We start from the raw sequence: 19,957 nt of genomic DNA on the forward strand, positions 1-19,957 counted from the left end.
CATGTTGCTTTATGTTAGATTTTATCTTTAATGGCTTTCAATACATCTGCCACACTTTGGAGGTGGTCGATTTCTTCATCACTAATTTCGATTCCAAATTCATCCTCAATGGTTAGTACGAATTCCATCAAATCTACCGAATCAGCATCCAAATCATCCTTCAAGCTCAAGGCCTCTGTGACTACAAAGTCTTCCCCTTGACGTTCTTGGATAATGGTCACGACACGGTCAAAAATTTCTTTATCTGTCATATATATTATTCTCCTGAAAATTCACGCGCAGTTTGAGCAACTACGTCTGTTTCTAGCATGGTACGAATCTGACGAATCGTACTGTACACAGCCTTGGCATCACTTGATCCATGAGTCTTGACAACAGGCGCCTTAACACCAAACAAGACTGCACCTCCAACGTCTGAATAGTTGAGTTGCTTTTTCAAACCTCTAAGACTATCCTTAAGAAGAAGAGCACCAAGTTTTGCTCGAAGTCCACCACCTGTAATAGCATTTTTAAGCAAGCCCATGATGCCCATGGCTGTTCCTTCGATGGATTTTAACACAGCGTTTCCCGTGAAACCGTCTGCCACGACAACATCTGCAACGCCATCCATCAAGTCACGCGCTTCCACATTACCAATAAAATTCAAACTCTCATCAGCTGCTAGCAAGTCATAAGTTTCCTTGCGGAGTGGATCCCCTTTACTACTCTCTGTCCCGTTATTAAGCAAACCAACTCGTGGTTTTGCAATTCCACGAACATTTTTAGCGTAGAAAGAACCTAGGATGGCATATTGATGAAGGTGGTGGGCTGTGTTTTCTGCATTGGCACCGAGATCTAGCATATCAAAACCTTTCCCATCAACTGTTGGTAAGGTTGACATAAGCCCAGGTCGATCGATATTTTTGATACGACCAACGATGAAAAATCCTGCTGCTAACAAGGCACCTGTATTTCCTGCAGAAAGAACAGCATCTGCCTCTCCATCTTTGACAGCCTTGGCCGCCAAGACCATACTGGCATTTTTCTTCTTGCGGATAGCTTTTGTAGGCTCATCATCAGAATTTATTTTTTCATCTGTATGGATAATACTAACGCGCTCTGTAGCTGTTAGATATTGCTTGATCTTGCTCTCATCTCCGTAAAGTTGAATCTCAATATCTGAAAAGTCAGCAAGGGCTTGATTGACACCCTCCACGATGGCTTGAGGTGCGTAATCGCCACCCATAGCATCTACTGCGATTTTTTTCATTTGTCTTCCTCTTTTAGTAATTGTCCCCAATCGGCTAGGGAATCAATAAATTTCTTTGATTTTAGGTGAATCCCGACGTACTCTTCATAAATTTGGTCCATAAACTTGCGCAATTCTTGCTTGATGTCAGGCTTGAGAGAAATAGTCTCTAAAGTCTCAAAGTTAATAGCTTGAAATTGATTGAGCAGATAGGGAATGTTTGGATTCAGATGACATCGTTTCTCATCCTCATGATAATGCTCAGGACATAAGCAAGCGCCATATTTGAAAGAAAAATCAAAGGCCTGACCCACCCGATGGCAAAAAACACACTCATTAAAATTAAGACTAATTCCAAACCGTGTCAAAATCTGAATTTCAAAAATATTAGTCAGAACTTGATAATCCAAACCTGCTTCCATCAACTCTAATGTCTTCTGCAAAAAAGCAAATAAGGGAGCATCCTGCTGATTGTCCTGCAAACTAGCATCTGCCAAAGCTGCCACATAGGTCGCATAGGCCATGACAAAGAGATCACTATTGATTTTTGGAAAGGTCATCACCTCATGATAGTCTTCAATATAACTAAGTCCATCATCATTGATTCGCAAAAGAAAACGAGCCAGCACCAAAGGTTGAATAACTGGAGCCAGTTTGGACTGACCGGCATGTTTGACAAAAAACATCCGCTTGCCGACCTGCTCTGTAAAAATCTTGACTAGCTTGTCATCCTCACGAAAATTACGATTGTAGAGCACCAACCCCTGACTCGTAATAGACTGAATCATGCTTCTCTCATATACTCCTCAAGACGTTTCATAGCTTCTCTGATGGTTTCCATGCTAGCTGCATAAGACAAGCGCACATAACCTTCTCCATATTGACCAAAAGCTGCACCAGGGATAAAGGCAACAGCCTTCTTGTGAGCAAAATCCTTCAGAAAAGCAAAGGAATCTTGATTGTAGCCTGTTGGAATCTTAGCAAAGATATAAAAGGCACCGTCAGGTTTGATAATCTCAAAACCAAGGGCAGTCATCTTGTCGATAATGTAGTCCCGACGTTGGATATACTCCTTTTTCATCGGCTCTGCATCATCTTTACCAGCTGTTAAGGCTTCTACTGCAGCATGTTGAGCCATAGTATTCGCAGCAGTTACCAAGTACTGGTGACTCTTGATGAGTTGGGCTGTGAAGTTTGCTGGGGCAAAGATAAAGCCTAAACGCCAACCTGTCATGGCATGGGATTTAGATAGACCGTTGATGATAATGGCCTGATCTCTCAGCATAGTCCCCAAAGATACATGATTTTCCCCTGTATAAGTTAATTCTGAGTAGACTTCATCACAGACAACGAAAATCTCATACTTACGTAAAACGTCAGCCAAGGCTTCCAACTGTTCGCGACTATAAGTAATTCCTGTAGGATTAGCTGGATAGTTGAGAATGACTGCCTTGAGCTTGTCACCCTGCTCCAGAATTGCCTTCTCCAGCATTTCAGGAGTCAAGACAAAACCATTTTCAGTCGTATCAATCTCAACAATCTCTGCACCAACTAGATTAACAATCGGCTCATAACCTGGATAGGCAGGAGCTGGCAAGAGAACCTTGTCTCCCTCTTCTAAAATAGCTGTCAAAGTAGCTGATAGGGCCTCTGTCGCACCAATTGTAACCAAGATTTCATTCTCTGGATTATAGTCCAGCTGGTATTTTTCTCTTACAAAATCACTAGCTGCCTGGCGTAAAGTCATCAAACCACTCATCCCTGTATAGTAGGATTGATTTTGGTCAATGGCGCGCTTAGCCGCCTCCTTAACATGGTCTGGAGTTGTAAAGTCAGGCTCTCCCAATGTCAGACGTAGAACCCCAGGAATCTCAGAAATAGCCTGGTCAAACTGACGAATCAAGGAAACTTGAATCTTATCTAATTGTTTATTAAAGCGCTTGGTTAAGTCCATAGATACCCTCCTTGCTTAAAGGACATATGTCTATTATACTACAAAAGCTCTCTGACCGCAAAATCACACTAGTATAAGCAACTGATGTATGTTCATTTAAATTCATTACAACACTATGTTTTTAGAATACTCAATGAAAATCTCATGAAACTAGGAATCAAGGTGAAAGCATAACTAAAGTTAGGTAAGCCGAAGATGACAACGTATTAGGAGATTTTCGACGAGTATTGAGAAGTTACGTAAGGAAATAAATCGGCTAGGGGTCAATATACATCAGGTCACAAAAAAAGTAAACGAAGATAATCAAACAAAGGTACAAGACTGATGGTTGTAATAAGAATTATTGTTGATATTCTCTCTTATCTATCCTAAACTTATAACTAAGGATAAGATGATGTCGAGTGACTGTAACAGTTTGCTCAAATGTTGCTGATGATTCAGGTTCAGGTTCGGCACTATCTTCAGCTTTAGGCTGTAAAGAACCCGCTCCACCACTGGTCCTATTCGTTTCACTCTTGGAGTATATTCAAGAGTTTTTTTCTTGCAAAAAAAGTTCAAAAAATATATACTGGATATATACGATATAGAACGGAGATATACCATGACTAAATCACTTGTTAAGCAATACAATTTTAAAATCAATGAGTTAGCAATGGAACAAGCTAGAGCCATTATCAAGGAAAAAGGAATGACCATGACGGATGCTATCACTCTTTTTATAGAGCAGATTGTCCTCGAACAGGACTTGCCAATCAAGACTGCAGAAGATTTACATCGTGAACAGTTGATTGAGGAATTACAAGCTCAATCCGAACGAGCCTTAAGAGAATATGAAGCAGGAAAAGGGACTTCCCTAGACAGTATGAGGGCACGCTATGGCTTATAAAGTAATTATTTCTGATGAAGTGAGCCAAGCTATTGACAGTATTCATGATTACATCACTACTGTTCTTTTATCACCTCAGTCTGCTAAAAATACTGTGGGTAAAATTTTAGATGGCTTAAAAAGTTTAGAAGTCTTTCCTGAGGCTGGTTTTGACGCCGATGAAAAAATTGGTGTAAAGATTAATAGTAAGTACCCTACACGAGGAAAAATTATCGGCCAGTATGTCTTACTCTACTTCATCGACCAAAAACGAAACACTGTTTTTTTATCTCACCTATTCCACATAAAAAGCGACTATGTCACTTTGCTACAAAATGGTAATAAAAAAAGCTCAACTGATTGAGACATCTTTCTTTATTTTATAAGCTCCGAAACCTTAATTTTTGGTACCGTCTTGGTTTAACAATACGCTGTATATATAATATTTTACAGCTACTTTTTCTTTAGAAACGTTGATTTAATAAGGATTTTAATATTACAGAGTATACCTTTGTAAAATACGGTTTTGCTAATCTTCGTTACAACTATTCTAGCACCATTATTGATTTCTAGATCGGTAATGTCATTTCTGAGTTGGTAGTCAGAAAGTGGCTAGATAAGCGCGACAAAAAAATATAACCTGAGTTTAGTTTTAATATGACTAGACAAACAGAAATACCAGAGGTGAAGCTCTGGTATTTCTGTCAGATAGAAGACAAAGTCCTTTATGGTTTCTATACAATAGACGAATTGGTCCCACAAGATCACTTTCTTCGACAAGTTGATTCAAAGGTTGATTTTGACTTTATCTATGACTTGGTAGAAGATACCTATAGTCCAGATAATGGTCGTCCTAGTCTTGATCCTGTCATGTTAGTCAAAATTCCTTTGATTAAATGTTTTTATGGTATCCGTTCCATGCGCCAAACCATGGAAGAGATTGAAGTAAACGTGGCCTATCGTTGGTTTCTCGGACTAACTTTAGATGATAAGGTTCCTCATTTTACTACCTATGGGAAGAATTACAGCCGTCGTTTTCAAGATAAAGAACTCATTTCTGAGATTTTTTCCCAAGTTCTCAACCAAGCTTTGTATGCTGGCTTAATTGATCCTTCTGAAATATTTGTGGATGGTACCCATATCAAAGCGGCGGCTAATAGTCACAAGTACCGTAAGGAAATGGTAGACCAACAAGCTAAATTTATGAGTGAACAATTGGCAGTTGAGATTGATTTAGATCGGAAAAAACACGCAAAAAAGTCCTTAAAACCCGCAAAAGAAAGTGAGGCAAAAGAAAAGAAAATCTCAACAACAGATCCCGAGTGTGGTTGGTTTCACAAGGGCGAACACAAGGAAGTATTTGCCTATTCTGCTCAAGTTGCTTGCGATAAGCATGGTTGGGCCTTAGCTTATACGGTTGAAGCAGGAAATGTTCATGACAGTCAGGCTTTCCCTGCTCTTTTTTCAAAGTTAGAGCCATCCTCCCCACACTATATTATTGCGGATTCAGGTTACAAGACCCCAGCTATTGCCCATTATTTGTTAGAACGTAATATCATTCCTGTCTTCTCTTATACTCGTCCAAAGGGAGTAAAGGGGAACTTAAGGCCTAGTAATTTTGTTTATGATGCAAGTCATGACTCTTATATTTGTCCAGAGAATCAAGTATTAAGCTATCGCACTACCACTCGAGAAGGCTACCGTGAGTATAAGAGTAATCCCAAAGTATGTGTTGCCTGTCCCCTATTATCCGTTTGTACCCAAAGCAAGAATTTTCAAAAAGTAGTAACGAGACATGTCTGGAAAGATGCCCTTGAATTTTGTGAAGAGATCCGTCACCAAATAGAAATGAAAGAGCTCTATAAGAAGCGCAAAGAAACAATTGAACGGCTCTTTGGGACGGCTAAAGAGTACCATAATTTGAGATACACTAGAGAAAAAGGAAAGTCCAAAATGGAGGATCAGGTTGGGCTTACTTTGGCGTGTTTAAATATCAAAAAACTGGTGAAATGGATAGGAAATATCCCTTTTTATTTTTCTCAAATACAGATTTTCGGATGGAATATCAGATGATGAGACAACATATTTTTGAAAAGTAAAAAAGACAAACGCCAAAAATGACATTTGTCTTCGTTCTGACAGAAATACCAGAGGTGAAGCTCTGGTATTTCTGTTTTTGCCAAGACTTCGTTACAGTTCTTGTACAGCTATTATCACATAAATTTGAGAAACTTGTCAAATAATTATTAAACTCTACTTTCTCTTTACTTTTCTTCTGGACAAGACTATAATAAGAAGTACTTATTTCGGAGGTTTTTATGTCATTTCTATCAAAAAATGGGGCAGGACTTTTAGCCTGTCTTATCATATCTATCATTTCTTGGATTTTAGGAGGCTTCTTGCCTGTTGTCGGGGCACCTGTCTTTGCCATCTTTATTGGCATGATTCTCCACCCATTTCTCACTTCCTATAAACAACTAGATGCTGGTTTGACTTACAGCTCCAAGAAATTACTTCAGTATGCTGTTATCTTGCTTGGGTTTGGACTCAATATCTCTCAAGTTTTCGCAGTCGGAAAATCTTCCCTTCCTGTCATTCTATCTACCATTTCTATAGCCTTGATTGTTGCCTATCTTTTCCAACGTTTCTTTGCCTTGGACACAAAACTAGCAACCTTGATCGGTGTTGGTTCTTCTATCTGTGGAGGTTCTGCCATTGCAGCGACAGCTCCCGTCATCCATGCCAAGGAAAAAGAAGTCGCCCAAGCCATTTCCGTTATCTTTTTCTTCAATGTCTTAGCAGCGCTTATTTTCCCAACCCTAGGAACCTGGCTTCACCTATCAAACGAGGGCTTCTCCCTCTTTGCAGGAACTGCGGTCAATGATACTTCCTCTGTAACAGCCACTGCCAGCGCCTGGGATAGTCTTTACCACACAAACACTCTTGAGTCTGCTACTATCGTCAAATTGACCCGTACCCTAGCTATTATCCCTATCACTCTCTTCCTCTCTTACTGGCAAAGTCGTCAACAAGGCAACAACCAAGGAGTAAAACTTAAAAAAATCTTCCCTGTTTTCATTCTCTACTTCATCCTAGCTTCCCTGCTAACCACCATCCTTACTTCCTTCGGTGTCAGCAGTAGCTTCTTTGCACCTCTCAAACAACTATCTAAATTCCTCATCATCATGGCCATGAGCGCTATCGGTCTCAAAACCAACCTCATTGCTATGATTAAGTCCAGCGGTAAATCCATTCTTCTTGGTGCCCTCTGCTGGATTGCCATCATCCTGACTAGCCTCGGGATGCAAACACTCATCGGTATTTTCTAAGACAAAAGGTAGCCCGCAAGCTACCTTTTTATTGTTCAAGAATTAAGCGTGTATGTTCTCGCTTGATACAACGATTCATCACGATATCATCGCATCCTCCAGCACGCAAGATTTCTTCCGCTTCTAGACTTTCAAGTCCTAGTTGCGCCCAGAAAATCTTAGCATCAGCCTTGAGAAAATCTCGTGCCACATCTGGTAGAAACTCACTACGACGATAGACATTAACGATATCTACAGGGAAAGGAATCTCAGCTAGACTAGCATAAGCCTTTTCTCCCAAGATTTCCCCACCTGCAGCCTTAGGGTTTACTGGTATGATTTTATAGCCACGAGCCTGCATTTCCTTTGTCACTCGATTGCTGGTTGTTTCCTCACGGTCAGACAAGCCCACTACTGCTAGAGTCTTACTGATTTCTAGATACTGACGGATCACGCCATCACTTGGATTGATAAATTCTTGAATCATAAAAATCCTCCTTTTTCATCAGTATAGCATATTTTGAAAGGGTTTGCAGAAATTTACTATAAAATCAAAAAATCCTCTAGGAATTAAACTATTTCATTTAATTCCTAGAGGATTCATAAAGATCTTATTTAAAGATTATTCTCTTGTGGGTTTATACTGAAGACTTTCTCCATGTTGTTTGACAAAGTCACTCATCTCTGAATCAGGAATTTGTCGAAGGTAGAGATTGGCACGAATCGTGTCATCTTCTTCACGACAAGTAGAAAGAACAAGATATTTATCCTTAGCTGATACCTTAACATTTGGTTTCTTAACCTCTGCAGTATCATAAATAATACTTAACTGTTTCTCGAAATCCTTGTCATCATCAAAAGAAGTACGGTAAAAAGCTGTTTCTTCTGGAACAATAATCATAGCAACAGCTTCATAATAATACTTTCTCTCTGGAGTTTCAATGACAACATAAGGGTGTGCATCAAAATATTCTTGGCGACTGAAGTAATTTACATCTTTAAACATACGGTGGTCAGCCACTTTGCTACCACGAGCGTGACCAAATAACCAAGTCAATCGATCACTAAAGTCCTTCTTGTTATCAGCGTCCATAAAGACTGCCCCCATTAAAGGCTCATTAACGCCATCAAAGCGCTTATCTAAATAAGTCGCATTATCCGTTGTTTGAACAACTGGTTCATCTAACTGGGTACCAGGAATATATACATAACCAACCGTTTCAGAGTTTGTTGCGAGCAAGCCTTTAAATTTATTTGCGAGATATTCCTTTTCTTCTTCGCTAGCATTATAGGCTTGTTTTGGAGCTTCCTGAGTAACCTTTGCATCATTTAGCTTATCTCCACTTGGAGCTAGGAAGCTTTTATAGATAAAGAAGCCTCCCAAAGCAACGATAGCTACTGCAACGATTGAAGCAATTATTTTACCAATAGGTGATTTCTTTCTTGTAGAACGTCTACTCATCTTTTCCTCCCTCATTTTTTACCAAAAAAATCACTGAAACCAAGTTTCAGTGATTGGCTACTTTTTAAATAAAATTATTTAGCAGCGTGTGTTTTTGGAAGGGCTTTTTGACCTGCTTTAGCATTTGCGCCTGCTTTTTTAGCAGCTGCATCTGCTTTTTTAGCTTGGTCTACAGCACCTGGTTTACCATCTTCTGGTTTAGTTGCAGCTTGGTCAGCTGCTGCTTGTGCAGCTGATGCAGCCTGACCTGTTTGGTTAGCTTGGTCTTCAGCAATACGAGTTGAGTTTGGTTTGTTGTCCTCTACACCAGTTGGATCGTTCCAGTAGTTACCTTGAGCTTTAGCTGCTGCACGGTATTGTTCTTGCAATTTTTGAACGTAGCGGTTACGAACAGTATTGTAAATTTCGTTATAAGCTTGCTCACCTTTAGCTTTAGCTGCTGTAACTTCAGCTTCTAGAGCATTTTTCTTATCAGTAAAATCATGGTCTGAGTATCCAGAGTCCAAGAAAGCTTTCAATTTACCTTCAGCTGCTTTAACTGCTGCTGCCGCTGTTTGATCAAATTGACGTTGTGCTTCAGCACGGATTTCAGCGTCATGTGCTGCTACTTGTGTGTTAGCTTCATCTGCAATATCACGTTCAGAAACATATTTCTTTTGAAGTAATTGGTTAGAAGAAGCTGAATTTTCTCCTTGTGCAAAAACTGGAGCTGCTGCTGAGAATACTGCAAGAGCTGCTACTGATGCTAATAAAACTTTTTTCATGTTTTATCTCCTCGTTAAATTTCTTTATTTATTTTATAAGGGCACGCCTTATTACTTCAAATTTATATCACATATATCTAAGTTGTCAAGTTTTTTCTTAAAGTATTTTTAAAATTTCTGGTGAAAAACGAGTAAAATTTATTATATTCTTAAAAAACAAGCAATATTATCGAAAGATTAAGGAAAAAAATGGACTAAAAAACGAACAATTAGTGAAATTTTCACATTTTTCTGATCTAATTAAGAAAACTCCCAACAAGATCTATCACTTTGTTAGGAGTTTTATCTTATCCAACGAATTCGTTAGATTTTTTTCTCAATACTAAATAATGGAGATAAAGGACGTTTTTCGTGGATACGGATGATAGCATCTGCCAAGAGATGAGCGATAGAGATTTGCTCAATCTTATCAATTAAACGCTCTTCTGGTAGGTAGATAGTATCCAAAACAACTAATTTTTTAATAGCTGATTTTTGGATATTATCCATAGCAGGCCCTGAAAGAACTGGGTGCGTACAGCTTGCGTAAACTTCGACAGCACCAGCTTCTGCAAGAGCATCCGCCGCATGACAAATCGTTCCAGCTGTATCGATCATATCGTCAATCAAGATACAAGTCTTGCCTTCTACCTTACCAATGATGTTCATCACTTCACTGGTATTCATCTTGTCCACGCTACGACGTTTATCAATAATGGCAATCGGAGTTTTCAAAAACTCTGCCAATTTACGAGCACGAGTCACCCCACCATGGTCCGGACTGACAACCACATAGTCAGAACCAACCATGCCACGACGCTCAAAGTAGTCTGCAATTAAAGGAGCACCCATCAAGTGATCGACAGGAATATCAAAGAATCCCTGAATCTGTGCAGCATGCAAGTCGATCGTCAACAAACGATCCACTCCAGCTACTTCTAACATATTTGCTACAAGTTTTGAAGTGATTGGCTCACGCGCTCTCGCTTTTCTATCCTGACGTGCATAGCCATAGTAAGGCATAACAACGTTGACAGATTCTGCACTGGCACGTTTTAAAGCATCTACCATAATCAAAATTTCTAGCAGATTGTCATTTACAGGTGAGCTAGTTGATTGTAAGATAAAGACGTGTTTCCCACGGATTGATTCTTCGATATTAACTTGAATTTCTCCATCTGAAAATTGACGTACAGTCGATTTTCCCAACTCTATCCCAATCTCTTGCGCCACACGCTCTGCCAATTCTCTATTTGAAGAAAGGGCAAACAGCTTTAAATCAGAAAAAGACATGATTTCCTCCAGTATTTATGTATCGCTTGTGTTTTTTCACAACATTTTTCCAACTACCATTGTAGCGCTTTTTTCTTGATTTTTCAATAAAAAATAAGACAAGAGTAGACATTTATACCCTTGCCTTGTGCTCATTTATATTCCTTATATTCAAGCAAAAATGTGACAACTTATACATTCTATCTCATGGGAAGATAGGAACTCACAAAGGAAAAGTTAGTATACCTCTCTCATACTGCCTGTATCCACATCATAAACAGCCCCTGAAATAACAACATCATCTGGAATCAATGGGCATTCTCGAAGTAACTGCATATCCTCACGAACACTCTCCTCAACATCTTGAAAAGGGAGAAAATCTTGACCCGAGACATCAACCCCTAATTCTGTTTTTAAATGTTCTTGAAACTCTTCGTTTTGAAATGTTTGAGCACCACAGTCTGTATGATGAAGAACCACAATTTCTCTTGTCCCCATCTGCTGCTGGGAAATGACCAGTGAGCGAATCATATCATCTGTCACTCGACCGCCCGCATTCCGTAAAATGTGAGCATCTCCAAGTGCTAGCCCCAGAGCTTGTGCAACGTGCAGACGTGAGTCCATACAAGTCACAATGGCTACTCTTGTTTTCGGCTTGATTGGCAGATTTAACTGCCCATGCAAGGCAACATAAGCCTGATTGGCTTGCATAAACTGTTCAAAATACGACATGACAACACACTTTCTTACTTTTAAGATAATTTGAAAACCAAATTATTTATCTTCTATCTTACCATCTTTTCTTTGTCTTGTCAGTTTTCAACTTCCATATAAAAAACTAGAACAGAGACTTCTAGCATCTAGCTTGGGTCCCTATCCTAGTTTTTACTGTTATGATTCTTTTTGGATATACTTGTTGAGAGAGCCTGCAAAGCTTTGAAGATTGAGACTTTGTACATAAACCTCACCAGTACCTCGGAAGGTATTCACCACTCCTTCGCCTGTACCAATAGATTGCCAGAAACCATTTTCTAAGTGGATATGATAGTCCAAAGATTGACTCCAAGCCACCACATGGGCATTGTCAATAGTTATTTCTTGGTTTTGAAGCTCAATTTTCTTAATAGATCCAAAAGCATTAGCCAAAAGAGTTCCCTGACCTTGGGTTGTCATCACAAAGAGACCGCCTTGCCCTCCGAACAGAGCCTTCCCAATAGACTGACGCTCCATTGTATAGAAAGCTGTACCATCAAGAGCTAGAAAGGCTCCATCATTCAATCGATATTGCTTTTCTCCTAGCTCGAGAGCAATCACTTGACCAGGAGTATCTGGTGCTAAAGCAAGGTTGCCGTTGTCAGACTCTGCAACTGCTTGAGTAATGAAGGTGCTTTCGCCAGAAACCATTGAACGTCCTACAGCTTTGACAAAACGTCCCAAACCAGAACCGCTGGCATTGAGCTGTGTATTGAGGCTTACGTTAGGCGTGTGGTAAACCATACTACCTCGCTGGATATAGACGGTTTCTCCTTGATTGAGTGACAACTCTACCAAAGGAAATTGCATATGACTGTCCATAGAAAATTTCATCAGAAATTCCTCCTTGTTTTAATAAATGTTAGCAATAAAATAATTAGTAATCTATACCTGTATACAACTATTAGGAGAAAACCTTCTTCAAGACTTCTCCTATAGTGGTCACTCCGATCACCTGAATTTCCTTAGGCGGTTTAATACCTGTCAAAGAATTTTTCGGTACATAGATTTTTGTAAATCCAAGTTTTGCTGCTTCATTGATCCGTTGCTCGATACGATTCACACGTCTGATCTCTCCCGTCAAGCCCAACTCTCCCACAAAACATTCCTGCGGGTTGGTTGGTTTATCCTTGTAACTCGAAGCAATAGCAACTGCAACTGCCAAGTCAATAGCAGGCTCATCCAATTTGACACCACCAGCAGATTTGAGATAAGCATCCTGATTTTGTAAAAGAAGCCCTGCTCGTTTCTCCAAAACAGCCATAATCAGACTTGCACGATTGAAATCAAGGCCTGTTGTAGTCCGCTTGGCATTCCCAAACATAGTCGGTGTTACCAAGGCCTGAACCTCCGCAAGAATAGGACGGGTTCCTTCCATAGTCACCACGATGGACGAACCAGTTGCTCCATCTAAACGTTCTTCTAGGAAAACTTGACTCGGATTGAGAACCTCAACCAAGCCACCTGATTGCATCTCAAAAATCCCAATTTCATTGGTCGAGCCAAAACGGTTTTTGACCGCTCTCAAGATACGGAAGGTATGGTGGCGTTCCCCTTCAAAGTAAAGTACCGTATCCACCATATGCTCCAACATCCGAGGCCCAGCCAAGGTTCCTTCCTTGGTCACATGCCCTACAATAAAGATGGCAATGTTATTGGTCTTGGCCAGCTGCATGAGTTCTGCAGTCACCTCACGCACCTGAGACACAGATCCTTGAACTCCTGAAATCTCCGGAGACATAATGGTCTGGATGGAGTCAATAATGAGGAAGTCTGGCTGGATGCGCTCCACCTCTGCCCGCACGCTCTGCATATTGGTCTCAGCATAGAGATAAAACTCACTATCAATATCACCTAAACGCTCTGCACGGAGTTTGATTTGCTGAGCAGACTCCTCGCCACTGACATAGAGAACAGTTCCTACTTGAGACAGCTGGGTTGAGACTTGTAAGAGCAGAGTTGATTTCCCAATCCCAGGATCCCCACCGATAAGGACAAGACTTCCTGGTACCACACCTCCACCAAGAACTCGGTTAAACTCCTCCATCTCAGTCTTGGTTCGATTGACATTGATGGAGGTCACTTCAGCCAGTTTCATGGGCTTGGTTTTCTCACCTGTCAAGGACACACGCGCATTCTTGACTTCTGCAACCTCGATTTCTTCTACAAAAGAAGACCAAGACCCACAGTTTGGACACCGTCCTAGATATTTAGGGGAAATATACCCACAATTTTGACATATAAATGTCGCTTTTTTCTTTGCGATAATAAACCTCTTTCTATATCTCTATCTCACACTCAATCACTTGGCAAAAATCAATCTTCTCATTTGGCACAAACTGGCGCATGAGCATCCGATGAGTGACAACAACGACTGTCTGATAGTCTCGATACTTGCGCATAGATTCTAGAAACCGAGACCTCATTTCCTCAGCTGTCTCATATTGAATAGGACTATTAGAAGGTAAGGATCCATTATTTCCTAGAAACAGAGTACGAGCTTTTTCAAAATTCTCTACGCCACTTTCATAGACTTGCCATTCATGCAATAATGGCTCCACTCTCAAAGGAAGTCCAGTAGCACAAGCCACATAGCTAGCAGTCTCTAAAGCTCTTGTGACTGCAGAAGAAACTAGTAGATCAGCTGAGTGTAGCAAAGAATTTTTGCTCAGTTCCTGAGCTTGCTGCCATCCCTTCTCAGACAAAGGCGCCAAATCCATCCCGAATCCAGTATAGGAACGCTCCTCTAACTCACGGTAATTTGGCTCTCCGTGACGGATAAAAATAATTTTCATATTAAGATCCCCATAAAACTATCCAATCTTGATTCCGCAATCTTGCCACTGCTTCAGAAACCTGATAATTCTCCTTGGTAGCTGCCAAAACGGAAGCCTTAACACAGCCATTGCCATCTACCCCTATAAACTCTATGCTTTTAGCACCGTTTTCCTCTAAAAAATCTTTTAAATCTAGATTAGTAAAGCAAGAAGCCCGACGCTTCTCAAAGATACGAGAAGATACAAGCAGCAAGCCGGTCGCAAATTTCTTCTTTCTGTCTTTTCTCCCCCGTCAAGGACACACGCGCATTCTTGACCTCTGCAACCTCAACCTCCTCAACAAAAGAAGACCAAGAACCACAGTTTGGACAGCGCCCTAAATACTTGGGGGAATTATATTCACAATTTTGACACACAAATGTCGCCTTTTTCTTTGCGATGATAAACCTCTTTCTAAATCTCTATCTCACACTCAATCACTTGGCAAAAATCAATCTTCTCATTTCGCACAAACTGGCGCATGGGCATTCCGTGAGTTACAATGATAATAGTTTTATAATTTTTATATTTTTCCAAAGCTCTTAAAAAACAATGACGCATCTCTAGATCAGTTTCATAGCGATAAGGAGAATCTTCAGATAAACCTCCTTGATGTTTTAGATAATATTCATGAGCTACCAATACACTAGTTAAATCAGAGTTAGTGCCATCTAAGTCTGGACGCCACTCATGAAAAAACGGCTCTACAAATAAGTCCAATCCTGTTTCAACTGCTATATAATGGGCTGTTTCTAAAGCCCTCGTCACAGACGAGGAAATAATAATCTCTGCCTTTCCAAAACATGCAATTTTAGCAACTTCTTTTGCCAGACTGCGACCTTTTCCTGTCAATGGTGCTAAATCACGACCAAAACCACTATATAGTTGCGGATTTTCTAGTTTATCAAGCATACTATAATCTGGCTCCCCGTGACGTACAAAGATAATCTTCATCTTAGTGCCCAGTTGATCCAAATCCACCAGTCCGAACACCATCTGCCGCATCGCCATCCGCAATCAAAAATGGAGCAAAGACAGCCTGGACTACACGTTCCCCAACTTCAAGAACAACCTCTTGGTCTGTGATATTCTTCATCTGCGCAAAGATATGTCCTTCATTCCCTGGATTACCATAATAGTCTCCGTCAATGACACCCACAGAGTTAATCAAGACCAAGCCCTTTTTACGAGGGTTTGAAGAACGATCATAGAGGTAGAGAACCTCAGTCGGTTGCATATAGGCTTTAACCCCTGTTGGAACAAGGGCAATCTCACCTGGAGCAATGACCGTACGCACAGCAACCTTTAAGTCGTAACCAGCTGCATGTGCTGTCTCACGCTTCGGTAGCAAACTCTCATCTGTAAAACTAGAAACTAATTCAAAACCACGAATTTTCATATTTCCCTCTTTTTAATCTTTTATTCTAGGTTATTTTATCTTATTTATTCGAAAAAAGCACGAAAAATCTTCTATATAAAATAAAGAAAAGCGTCCTATCAAAAAGCAAATAATAAAATCATACCGCAAAAATTTAAAGATATTTCAAATGTCACTTATTTTCCCCTTTATTAACAAACTCATTCTTTTCTAGCCACACTTAAACTGTTTTCTTTAAAGCACAAAAAAAGAGCACACAATTCACATCGCTTAGGGCTGCTGGATTCCTCCCCTGACCCGCTTCACGCAGAACTGTTGCTCCATTAGTTATTATACCACATTCCTCAAGATTTTAAAAGAGAAATTATTTTTTCCGTCGATTTCTGAAAAATTCCTGCATAATGCCTGCACATTCACTCTCTAAAATCCCTGTTTCAACCTCTACACGATGATTTAGGCGCTCATCTGTTAAGATATCGTAGAGGCTGCCAGCGGCGCCAAATTTCTGGTTTTTAGCTCCATAGACCACCTTTGGGATGCGAGCTAACCCAATCGCCCCACTACACATAACGCAGGGCTCTATAGTCACAAAAAGTGTGCAATCCAACAAACGCCAGCTCTCTTCCCTTACATTAGCATTCTCTATGGCCATAATCTCCGCATGCATAACCGCACGTTGCAACTCCTCACGCGCATTGTGCCCCCGACCAATGATTTCTCCATCCTTTACAATTACACAACCAATTGGAATTTCATCATGCTCTAAAGCAATCTTCGCCTCATTTAAGGCCTCTCTCATAAATGCTTCTTTTTCTTCAACTGTATAATCCATAACTTCTCTCTTTTCCTGCTTATTATCTTTTAAAATCTCTTCCAAATATATCAGAATTCCCTTAGCATTAATGTAATACTAACATCTGCAGCTTCAAAATAATATTTTTATCGATTCATAACTAATTTACTCTTTAATTTTCACTGACTATCATCAATTTTATCATTATACCATGTTTCACTACATAAAAAAAGCCACCGAATGCGGTGACTTTATAGGGAGATTATTATGAAAAAGAAAAGTTTAGGATATTTGTTACAACAAGTTAGGAGGTCTTCTTGTAACTGTCTATAGTATAGCTGAACTATCTTAAACAAATCTTAAAAAATCTCTTATGACCAAACACTTTCTAAAATATTTGTTTGTTCACGACCAGGACCTACTGAGAAAGTAGAGATACGAACGCCAACCAATTCGCTAACACGACGAACATAGTTACGTGCATTTTCAGGAAGATCTTCCAAAGTACGTACTCCAGTGATATCTTCTGACCAACCTGGTAATTCTTCATAAATAGGTTTACAACGTTTCAATTGTTCAAGACTAGCTGGATAGTAGTCAATGCGTTGACCGTCAAGATCATAAGCAACACAGATTTTAACTGTATCCAAACCACTCAAAACATCGATAGAGTTCAAAGATAAATTTGTAATGCCAGAAACACGGCGACTATGACGCATCACAACTGAGTCAAACCAACCTACACGACGTGGACGACCTGTTGTAGTACCGTACTCATGACCTACTTCACGAATGCGTTCTCCCACTTCATCAAACAATTCAGTTGGGAATGGACCATCACCAACACGACTTGTATAAGCTTTACATACACCTACAACCTTGTCAATCTTGCTTGGACCAACACCAGAACCAATTGTCACACCACCAGCAACAGGGTTTGAAGAAGTAACAAACGGATAAGTTCCTTGATCAATATCTAACATGACCCCTTGTGCACCTTCAAAAAGAACGCGTTTGCCATTATCAAGTGCATCATTCAAGATAACAGAAGTATCTGTTACATATTGCTTGATTTGTTGGCCATACTCATAATATTCTTCAAAAATATCATCAAATGAAATAGGTTCGCTATCATACAATTTTACAAATTGACGATTTTTCTCAGCAAGATTGCGTTCTAAACGTTCACGGAAAATCTCTTTATCCAAAAGATCTGCAATACGGATTCCAACACGAGCAGCCTTATCCATATAAGCTGGACCAATACCCTTGATAGTAGTACCAATTTTATTTTCACCCTTAGCTTCTTCTTGCAAACGGTCTAACTCGATGTGGTACGGCAAAATAACATGCGCACGATCAGAAATACGTAGATTATCTGTTGTAACACCTTCATCATGAAGATAGCTCAACTCTTTCACAAGTGACTTAGGATTTACAACCATCCCATTCCCAATGACAGAAATTTTTTCAGGGAAGAAAATTCCAGAAGGAATCAAGTGTAACTTAAATTTTTTTCCATCAATCACAATTGTGTGACCAGCATTATCACCACCTTGGTAACGTGCAATCACTTCTGCATTAGCTGAGAGGAAGTCTGTAATCTTCCCTTTACCTTCATCACCCCACTGGGTACCTACAACAACAACTGAAGTCATAATCTTGTCTGAGCCCTTAGGCTCTTCCTTTCTCACATACATGGCAGGAATCTCACCTGCAATTATATCTTACAATTTATTATAATAAAGATTCTCAATTTTTTCAAGACCAAAGACCAGAAACATTAGGAATTTAGAGAAAATTGAAAAAATCATATTGAAAAAATATTGCAAATTTTTATTATGATAAGATAAAACAATAAAATTGTTCGGAAATATGAAAATTATAAATTATCCCCCAACCCAGTCATTTGAAATCAATAGCTGTTCAATGTACAAACGGTAGCAGGCTCTATAGTGGTAAGAAAATAAAGGATGCATAATATCAAACTTGTACCGAGCTAAATAATAGAGTAAAAATCGAAGATGAAAAACTTCCCATTCTAAATCATTATCTATTAAGTTACTATATTCCTTTTCAATAACATCATAAAAATCAAGATATTGTTCATAAATCTGTTCAATCATTTTATTTAACTCCATTTCTATTGATAAAATGAGTATAACAAAAAAATAGAAGAACCAGGGAAGATACTTCTATCATGTACTATAATGAATATTCAAATAAATAACAGATAAAGACAACTAACAGATCAGGTGCACAATACTACATTTCAAAAAAAGATCTAAAATTTTCCTAATGAAAGAGAAACAAATACTGTCTAAACTATGATGGCAAGACCACACAATCCACTAAAGAATTACTTATAAGACCTATTAAAAAAAACTTAAAATAAAACACTCAAATCTAACAAACTTATAAAAATATTAAATATTAATAAAGTGGCAAATATAAAAAGACAAAAATGACCTCTGAAAGATAAATCATGACAACGCGTCTAACAGGTGGTTTGAACCAGGACTATAAGCCCAAATTACCAGCCAGCGCCTAAAGACGCTGGCTTTCACCTTGTTCAAGCTGGCTCGTCACTTGCCTCTTAAAGAGGCCTTGGTATTACTTACCACTATCCCTAAAGGGATCCTCATATTCTTTTACACTCAATTTATCTAGTGCTATATCATGCTTTACTCGTTCTCAAATTTTCATACTCGTGAAGAAATCATCCACTGGATAATTTCTTTAATCTTGAATATATTTCTTAATTGTGGCTTCATTGAGTCCAACCGTACTCACATAATAACCTTCCGCCCAGAAATGCCGATTCCCAAACTTGTACTTGAGATTAGCGTGTTTGTCAAACATCATGAGTGCACTTTTACCTTTTAAATACCCCATGAAACTTGAAACACTTATACTCGGTGGAATACTGACTAACATATGTACATGGTCTGGCATTAAGTGACCCTCGATAATCTCAACTCCTTTATAACTACACAAGCGATGAAATATTTCGCCTAAACTACTTCGATATTGATTATAGATTACTTTTCGTCTATACTTAGGGGTGAACACAATATGATACTTACAGTGCCACTTTGTGTGCGATAAACTATGTGCCTTTTTTGCCATATTTTTCTCCTTTCGCTTTACAATTGGCTTGAACACCTTAATTGTATCGCGTTTGGAGTTTTTGGGGTATAACCTTCGACGCGCACCCACATAGCGGGTGTTTTTTTGTCTCGCTCCGTGAGGTGCGAGACAAACTGAAAGTCACATAAAAAAAAGACGTCCCAAGGAACGTCTACATACTCCGCCAGTAGGACTCGAACCTACGACATCATGATTAACAGTCATGCGCTACTACCAACTGAGCTATGGCGGATTA

The 19,957-nt window shown here is 39.5% G+C and carries 21 protein-coding genes, 1 tRNA gene, 1 other RNA gene and 3 pseudogenes; 4 read left to right on the forward strand and 22 right to left on the reverse strand.

Annotation, left to right across the window (positions count from 1 at the left end):
* Positions 1-14: 14 nt before the first annotated feature.
* From O3658_RS09640 to O3658_RS09655, 4 genes are read right to left on the reverse strand one after another with little or no spacing between them, the layout of a single operon-like run.
* Positions 15-251 carry an acyl carrier protein gene (locus O3658_RS09640; protein WP_000130002.1) on the reverse strand — a complete coding sequence of 79 codons (237 nt, stop codon included), beginning with the start codon at positions 249-251 and terminating at the stop codon, positions 15-17.
* 5 nt (positions 252-256) lie between these two features.
* Positions 257-1,249, reverse strand: a complete 993-nt coding sequence (gene plsX / locus O3658_RS09645) for a phosphate acyltransferase PlsX (RefSeq protein WP_371561198.1) — start codon at positions 1,247-1,249, stop codon at positions 257-259.
* Positions 1,246-2,016 carry a DNA repair protein RecO gene (gene recO / locus O3658_RS09650; protein ID WP_371561200.1) on the reverse strand — a complete coding sequence of 257 codons (771 nt, stop codon included), beginning with the start codon at positions 2,014-2,016 and terminating at the stop codon, positions 1,246-1,248. Before recO ends, plsX begins: the two co-directional genes overlap by 4 nt.
* Positions 2,013-3,182 carry a pyridoxal phosphate-dependent aminotransferase gene (locus O3658_RS09655; RefSeq protein ID WP_371561202.1) on the reverse strand — a complete coding sequence of 390 codons (1,170 nt, stop codon included), beginning with the start codon at positions 3,180-3,182 and terminating at the stop codon, positions 2,013-2,015. The genes recO and O3658_RS09655 overlap by 4 nt, the downstream gene beginning before the upstream one ends.
* A gap of 601 nt (positions 3,183-3,783) precedes the next feature.
* Here O3658_RS09655 and O3658_RS09660 point away from each other — a divergent pair.
* From O3658_RS09660 to O3658_RS09675, 4 genes are all read left to right on the forward strand, one after another.
* Entirely contained in the window at positions 3,784-4,068 is a 285-nt protein-coding gene (locus tag O3658_RS09660) for a type II toxin-antitoxin system RelB/DinJ family antitoxin (RefSeq protein ID WP_049549413.1), read from the forward strand.
* The gene (locus tag O3658_RS09665) at positions 4,058-4,411 is read left to right on the forward strand and encodes a type II toxin-antitoxin system RelE/ParE family toxin (RefSeq protein WP_049504560.1); all 354 of its coding nucleotides are present in this window, start codon (positions 4,058-4,060) and stop codon (positions 4,409-4,411) included. Before O3658_RS09660 ends, O3658_RS09665 begins: the two co-directional genes overlap by 11 nt.
* A gap of 293 nt (positions 4,412-4,704) precedes the next feature.
* On the forward strand, positions 4,705-6,120 hold the full coding sequence (locus tag O3658_RS09670; protein ID WP_371561204.1) for an IS1182 family transposase: 1,416 nt from the start codon (positions 4,705-4,707) through the stop codon (positions 6,118-6,120).
* A gap of 245 nt (positions 6,121-6,365) precedes the next feature.
* Complete coding sequence (locus O3658_RS09675) at positions 6,366-7,376, forward strand: YeiH family protein (protein ID WP_371561206.1); 1,011 nt, start codon at positions 6,366-6,368, stop codon at positions 7,374-7,376.
* A gap of 28 nt (positions 7,377-7,404) precedes the next feature.
* On the opposite strand, the gene O3658_RS09680 is transcribed toward O3658_RS09675, so the two are convergent.
* The 18 genes and pseudogenes from O3658_RS09680 to O3658_RS09765 all read right to left on the reverse strand — a co-directional run bounded on the left by O3658_RS09680 (position 7,405) and on the right by O3658_RS09765 (position 19,954).
* On the reverse strand, positions 7,405-7,842 hold the full coding sequence (locus tag O3658_RS09680) for a CoA-binding protein (RefSeq protein WP_371561208.1): 438 nt from the start codon (positions 7,840-7,842) through the stop codon (positions 7,405-7,407).
* A gap of 135 nt (positions 7,843-7,977) precedes the next feature.
* A complete protein-coding gene (srtB, locus tag O3658_RS09685; protein WP_371561210.1) occupies positions 7,978-8,817 on the reverse strand; it encodes a class B sortase, LPKTxAVK-specific in 840 nt (279 codons plus the stop codon).
* A 74-nt stretch (positions 8,818-8,891) separates the two neighbouring features.
* Positions 8,892-9,581, reverse strand: coding sequence for an amylase-binding adhesin AbpA (abpA, locus tag O3658_RS09690; RefSeq protein WP_371561212.1), 690 nt, complete (start codon positions 9,579-9,581; stop codon positions 8,892-8,894).
* Between the two features lie 303 nt (positions 9,582-9,884).
* Positions 9,885-10,853 (reverse strand): ribose-phosphate diphosphokinase, encoded by a 969-nt coding sequence (locus tag O3658_RS09695; RefSeq protein WP_000010179.1) that lies wholly within the window; start codon positions 10,851-10,853, stop codon positions 9,885-9,887.
* A 216-nt stretch (positions 10,854-11,069) separates the two neighbouring features.
* Positions 11,070-11,564, reverse strand: a complete 495-nt coding sequence (locus O3658_RS09700; RefSeq protein ID WP_006147430.1) for a carbonic anhydrase — start codon at positions 11,562-11,564, stop codon at positions 11,070-11,072.
* 159 nt (positions 11,565-11,723) lie between these two features.
* Positions 11,724-12,419 carry a TIGR00266 family protein gene (locus O3658_RS09705; RefSeq protein ID WP_000672725.1) on the reverse strand — a complete coding sequence of 232 codons (696 nt, stop codon included), beginning with the start codon at positions 12,417-12,419 and terminating at the stop codon, positions 11,724-11,726.
* A gap of 70 nt (positions 12,420-12,489) precedes the next feature.
* Positions 12,490-13,854, reverse strand: coding sequence for a DNA repair protein RadA (radA, locus tag O3658_RS09710; protein WP_371561222.1), 1,365 nt, complete (start codon positions 13,852-13,854; stop codon positions 12,490-12,492).
* 10 nt (positions 13,855-13,864) lie between these two features.
* Complete coding sequence (locus O3658_RS09715) at positions 13,865-14,380, reverse strand: histidine phosphatase family protein (protein WP_371561216.1); 516 nt, start codon at positions 14,378-14,380, stop codon at positions 13,865-13,867.
* An 18-nt stretch (positions 14,381-14,398) separates the two neighbouring features.
* Positions 14,399-14,648, reverse strand: a pseudogene (locus O3658_RS09720) (isochorismatase family protein); the annotation flags it as partial.
* Positions 14,644-14,805 (reverse strand): annotated as a pseudogene (locus O3658_RS09725) (DNA repair protein RadA); the annotation flags it as partial. The pseudogenes O3658_RS09720 and O3658_RS09725, both read right to left, overlap by 5 nt.
* Before the next feature lie 10 nt (positions 14,806-14,815).
* Positions 14,816-15,355, reverse strand: coding sequence for a histidine phosphatase family protein (locus tag O3658_RS09730; RefSeq protein WP_371561224.1), 540 nt, complete (start codon positions 15,353-15,355; stop codon positions 14,816-14,818).
* A 1-nt stretch (position 15,356) separates the two neighbouring features.
* Positions 15,357-15,800, reverse strand: coding sequence for a dUTP diphosphatase (locus tag O3658_RS09735; RefSeq protein WP_371561218.1), 444 nt, complete (start codon positions 15,798-15,800; stop codon positions 15,357-15,359).
* Between the two features lie 213 nt (positions 15,801-16,013).
* Positions 16,014-16,111: signal recognition particle sRNA small type (gene ffs / locus O3658_RS09740), an RNA gene on the reverse strand.
* Between the two features lie 32 nt (positions 16,112-16,143).
* The gene (gene tadA / locus O3658_RS09745) at positions 16,144-16,611 is read right to left on the reverse strand and encodes a tRNA adenosine(34) deaminase TadA (RefSeq protein ID WP_371561226.1); all 468 of its coding nucleotides are present in this window, start codon (positions 16,609-16,611) and stop codon (positions 16,144-16,146) included.
* Between the two features lie 332 nt (positions 16,612-16,943).
* Positions 16,944-18,230, reverse strand: coding sequence for an adenylosuccinate synthase (locus O3658_RS09750; protein ID WP_025171244.1), 1,287 nt, complete (start codon positions 18,228-18,230; stop codon positions 16,944-16,946).
* A 231-nt stretch (positions 18,231-18,461) separates the two neighbouring features.
* Complete coding sequence (gene comW, locus O3658_RS09755) at positions 18,462-18,698, reverse strand: sigma(X)-activator ComW (RefSeq protein WP_371561220.1); 237 nt, start codon at positions 18,696-18,698, stop codon at positions 18,462-18,464.
* Between the two features lie 616 nt (positions 18,699-19,314).
* Positions 19,315-19,701, reverse strand: a pseudogene (gene tnpA / locus O3658_RS09760) (IS200/IS605 family transposase); the annotation flags it as partial.
* 179 nt (positions 19,702-19,880) lie between these two features.
* Positions 19,881-19,954 (reverse strand) — tRNA-Asn (locus O3658_RS09765).
* Positions 19,955-19,957: the final 3 nt, after the last annotated feature.

The organism is Streptococcus sp. 27098_8_69 (genome assembly GCF_041432445.1).
In the GTDB taxonomy this organism is placed as follows: Bacteria; Bacillota; Bacilli; order Lactobacillales; family Streptococcaceae; genus Streptococcus.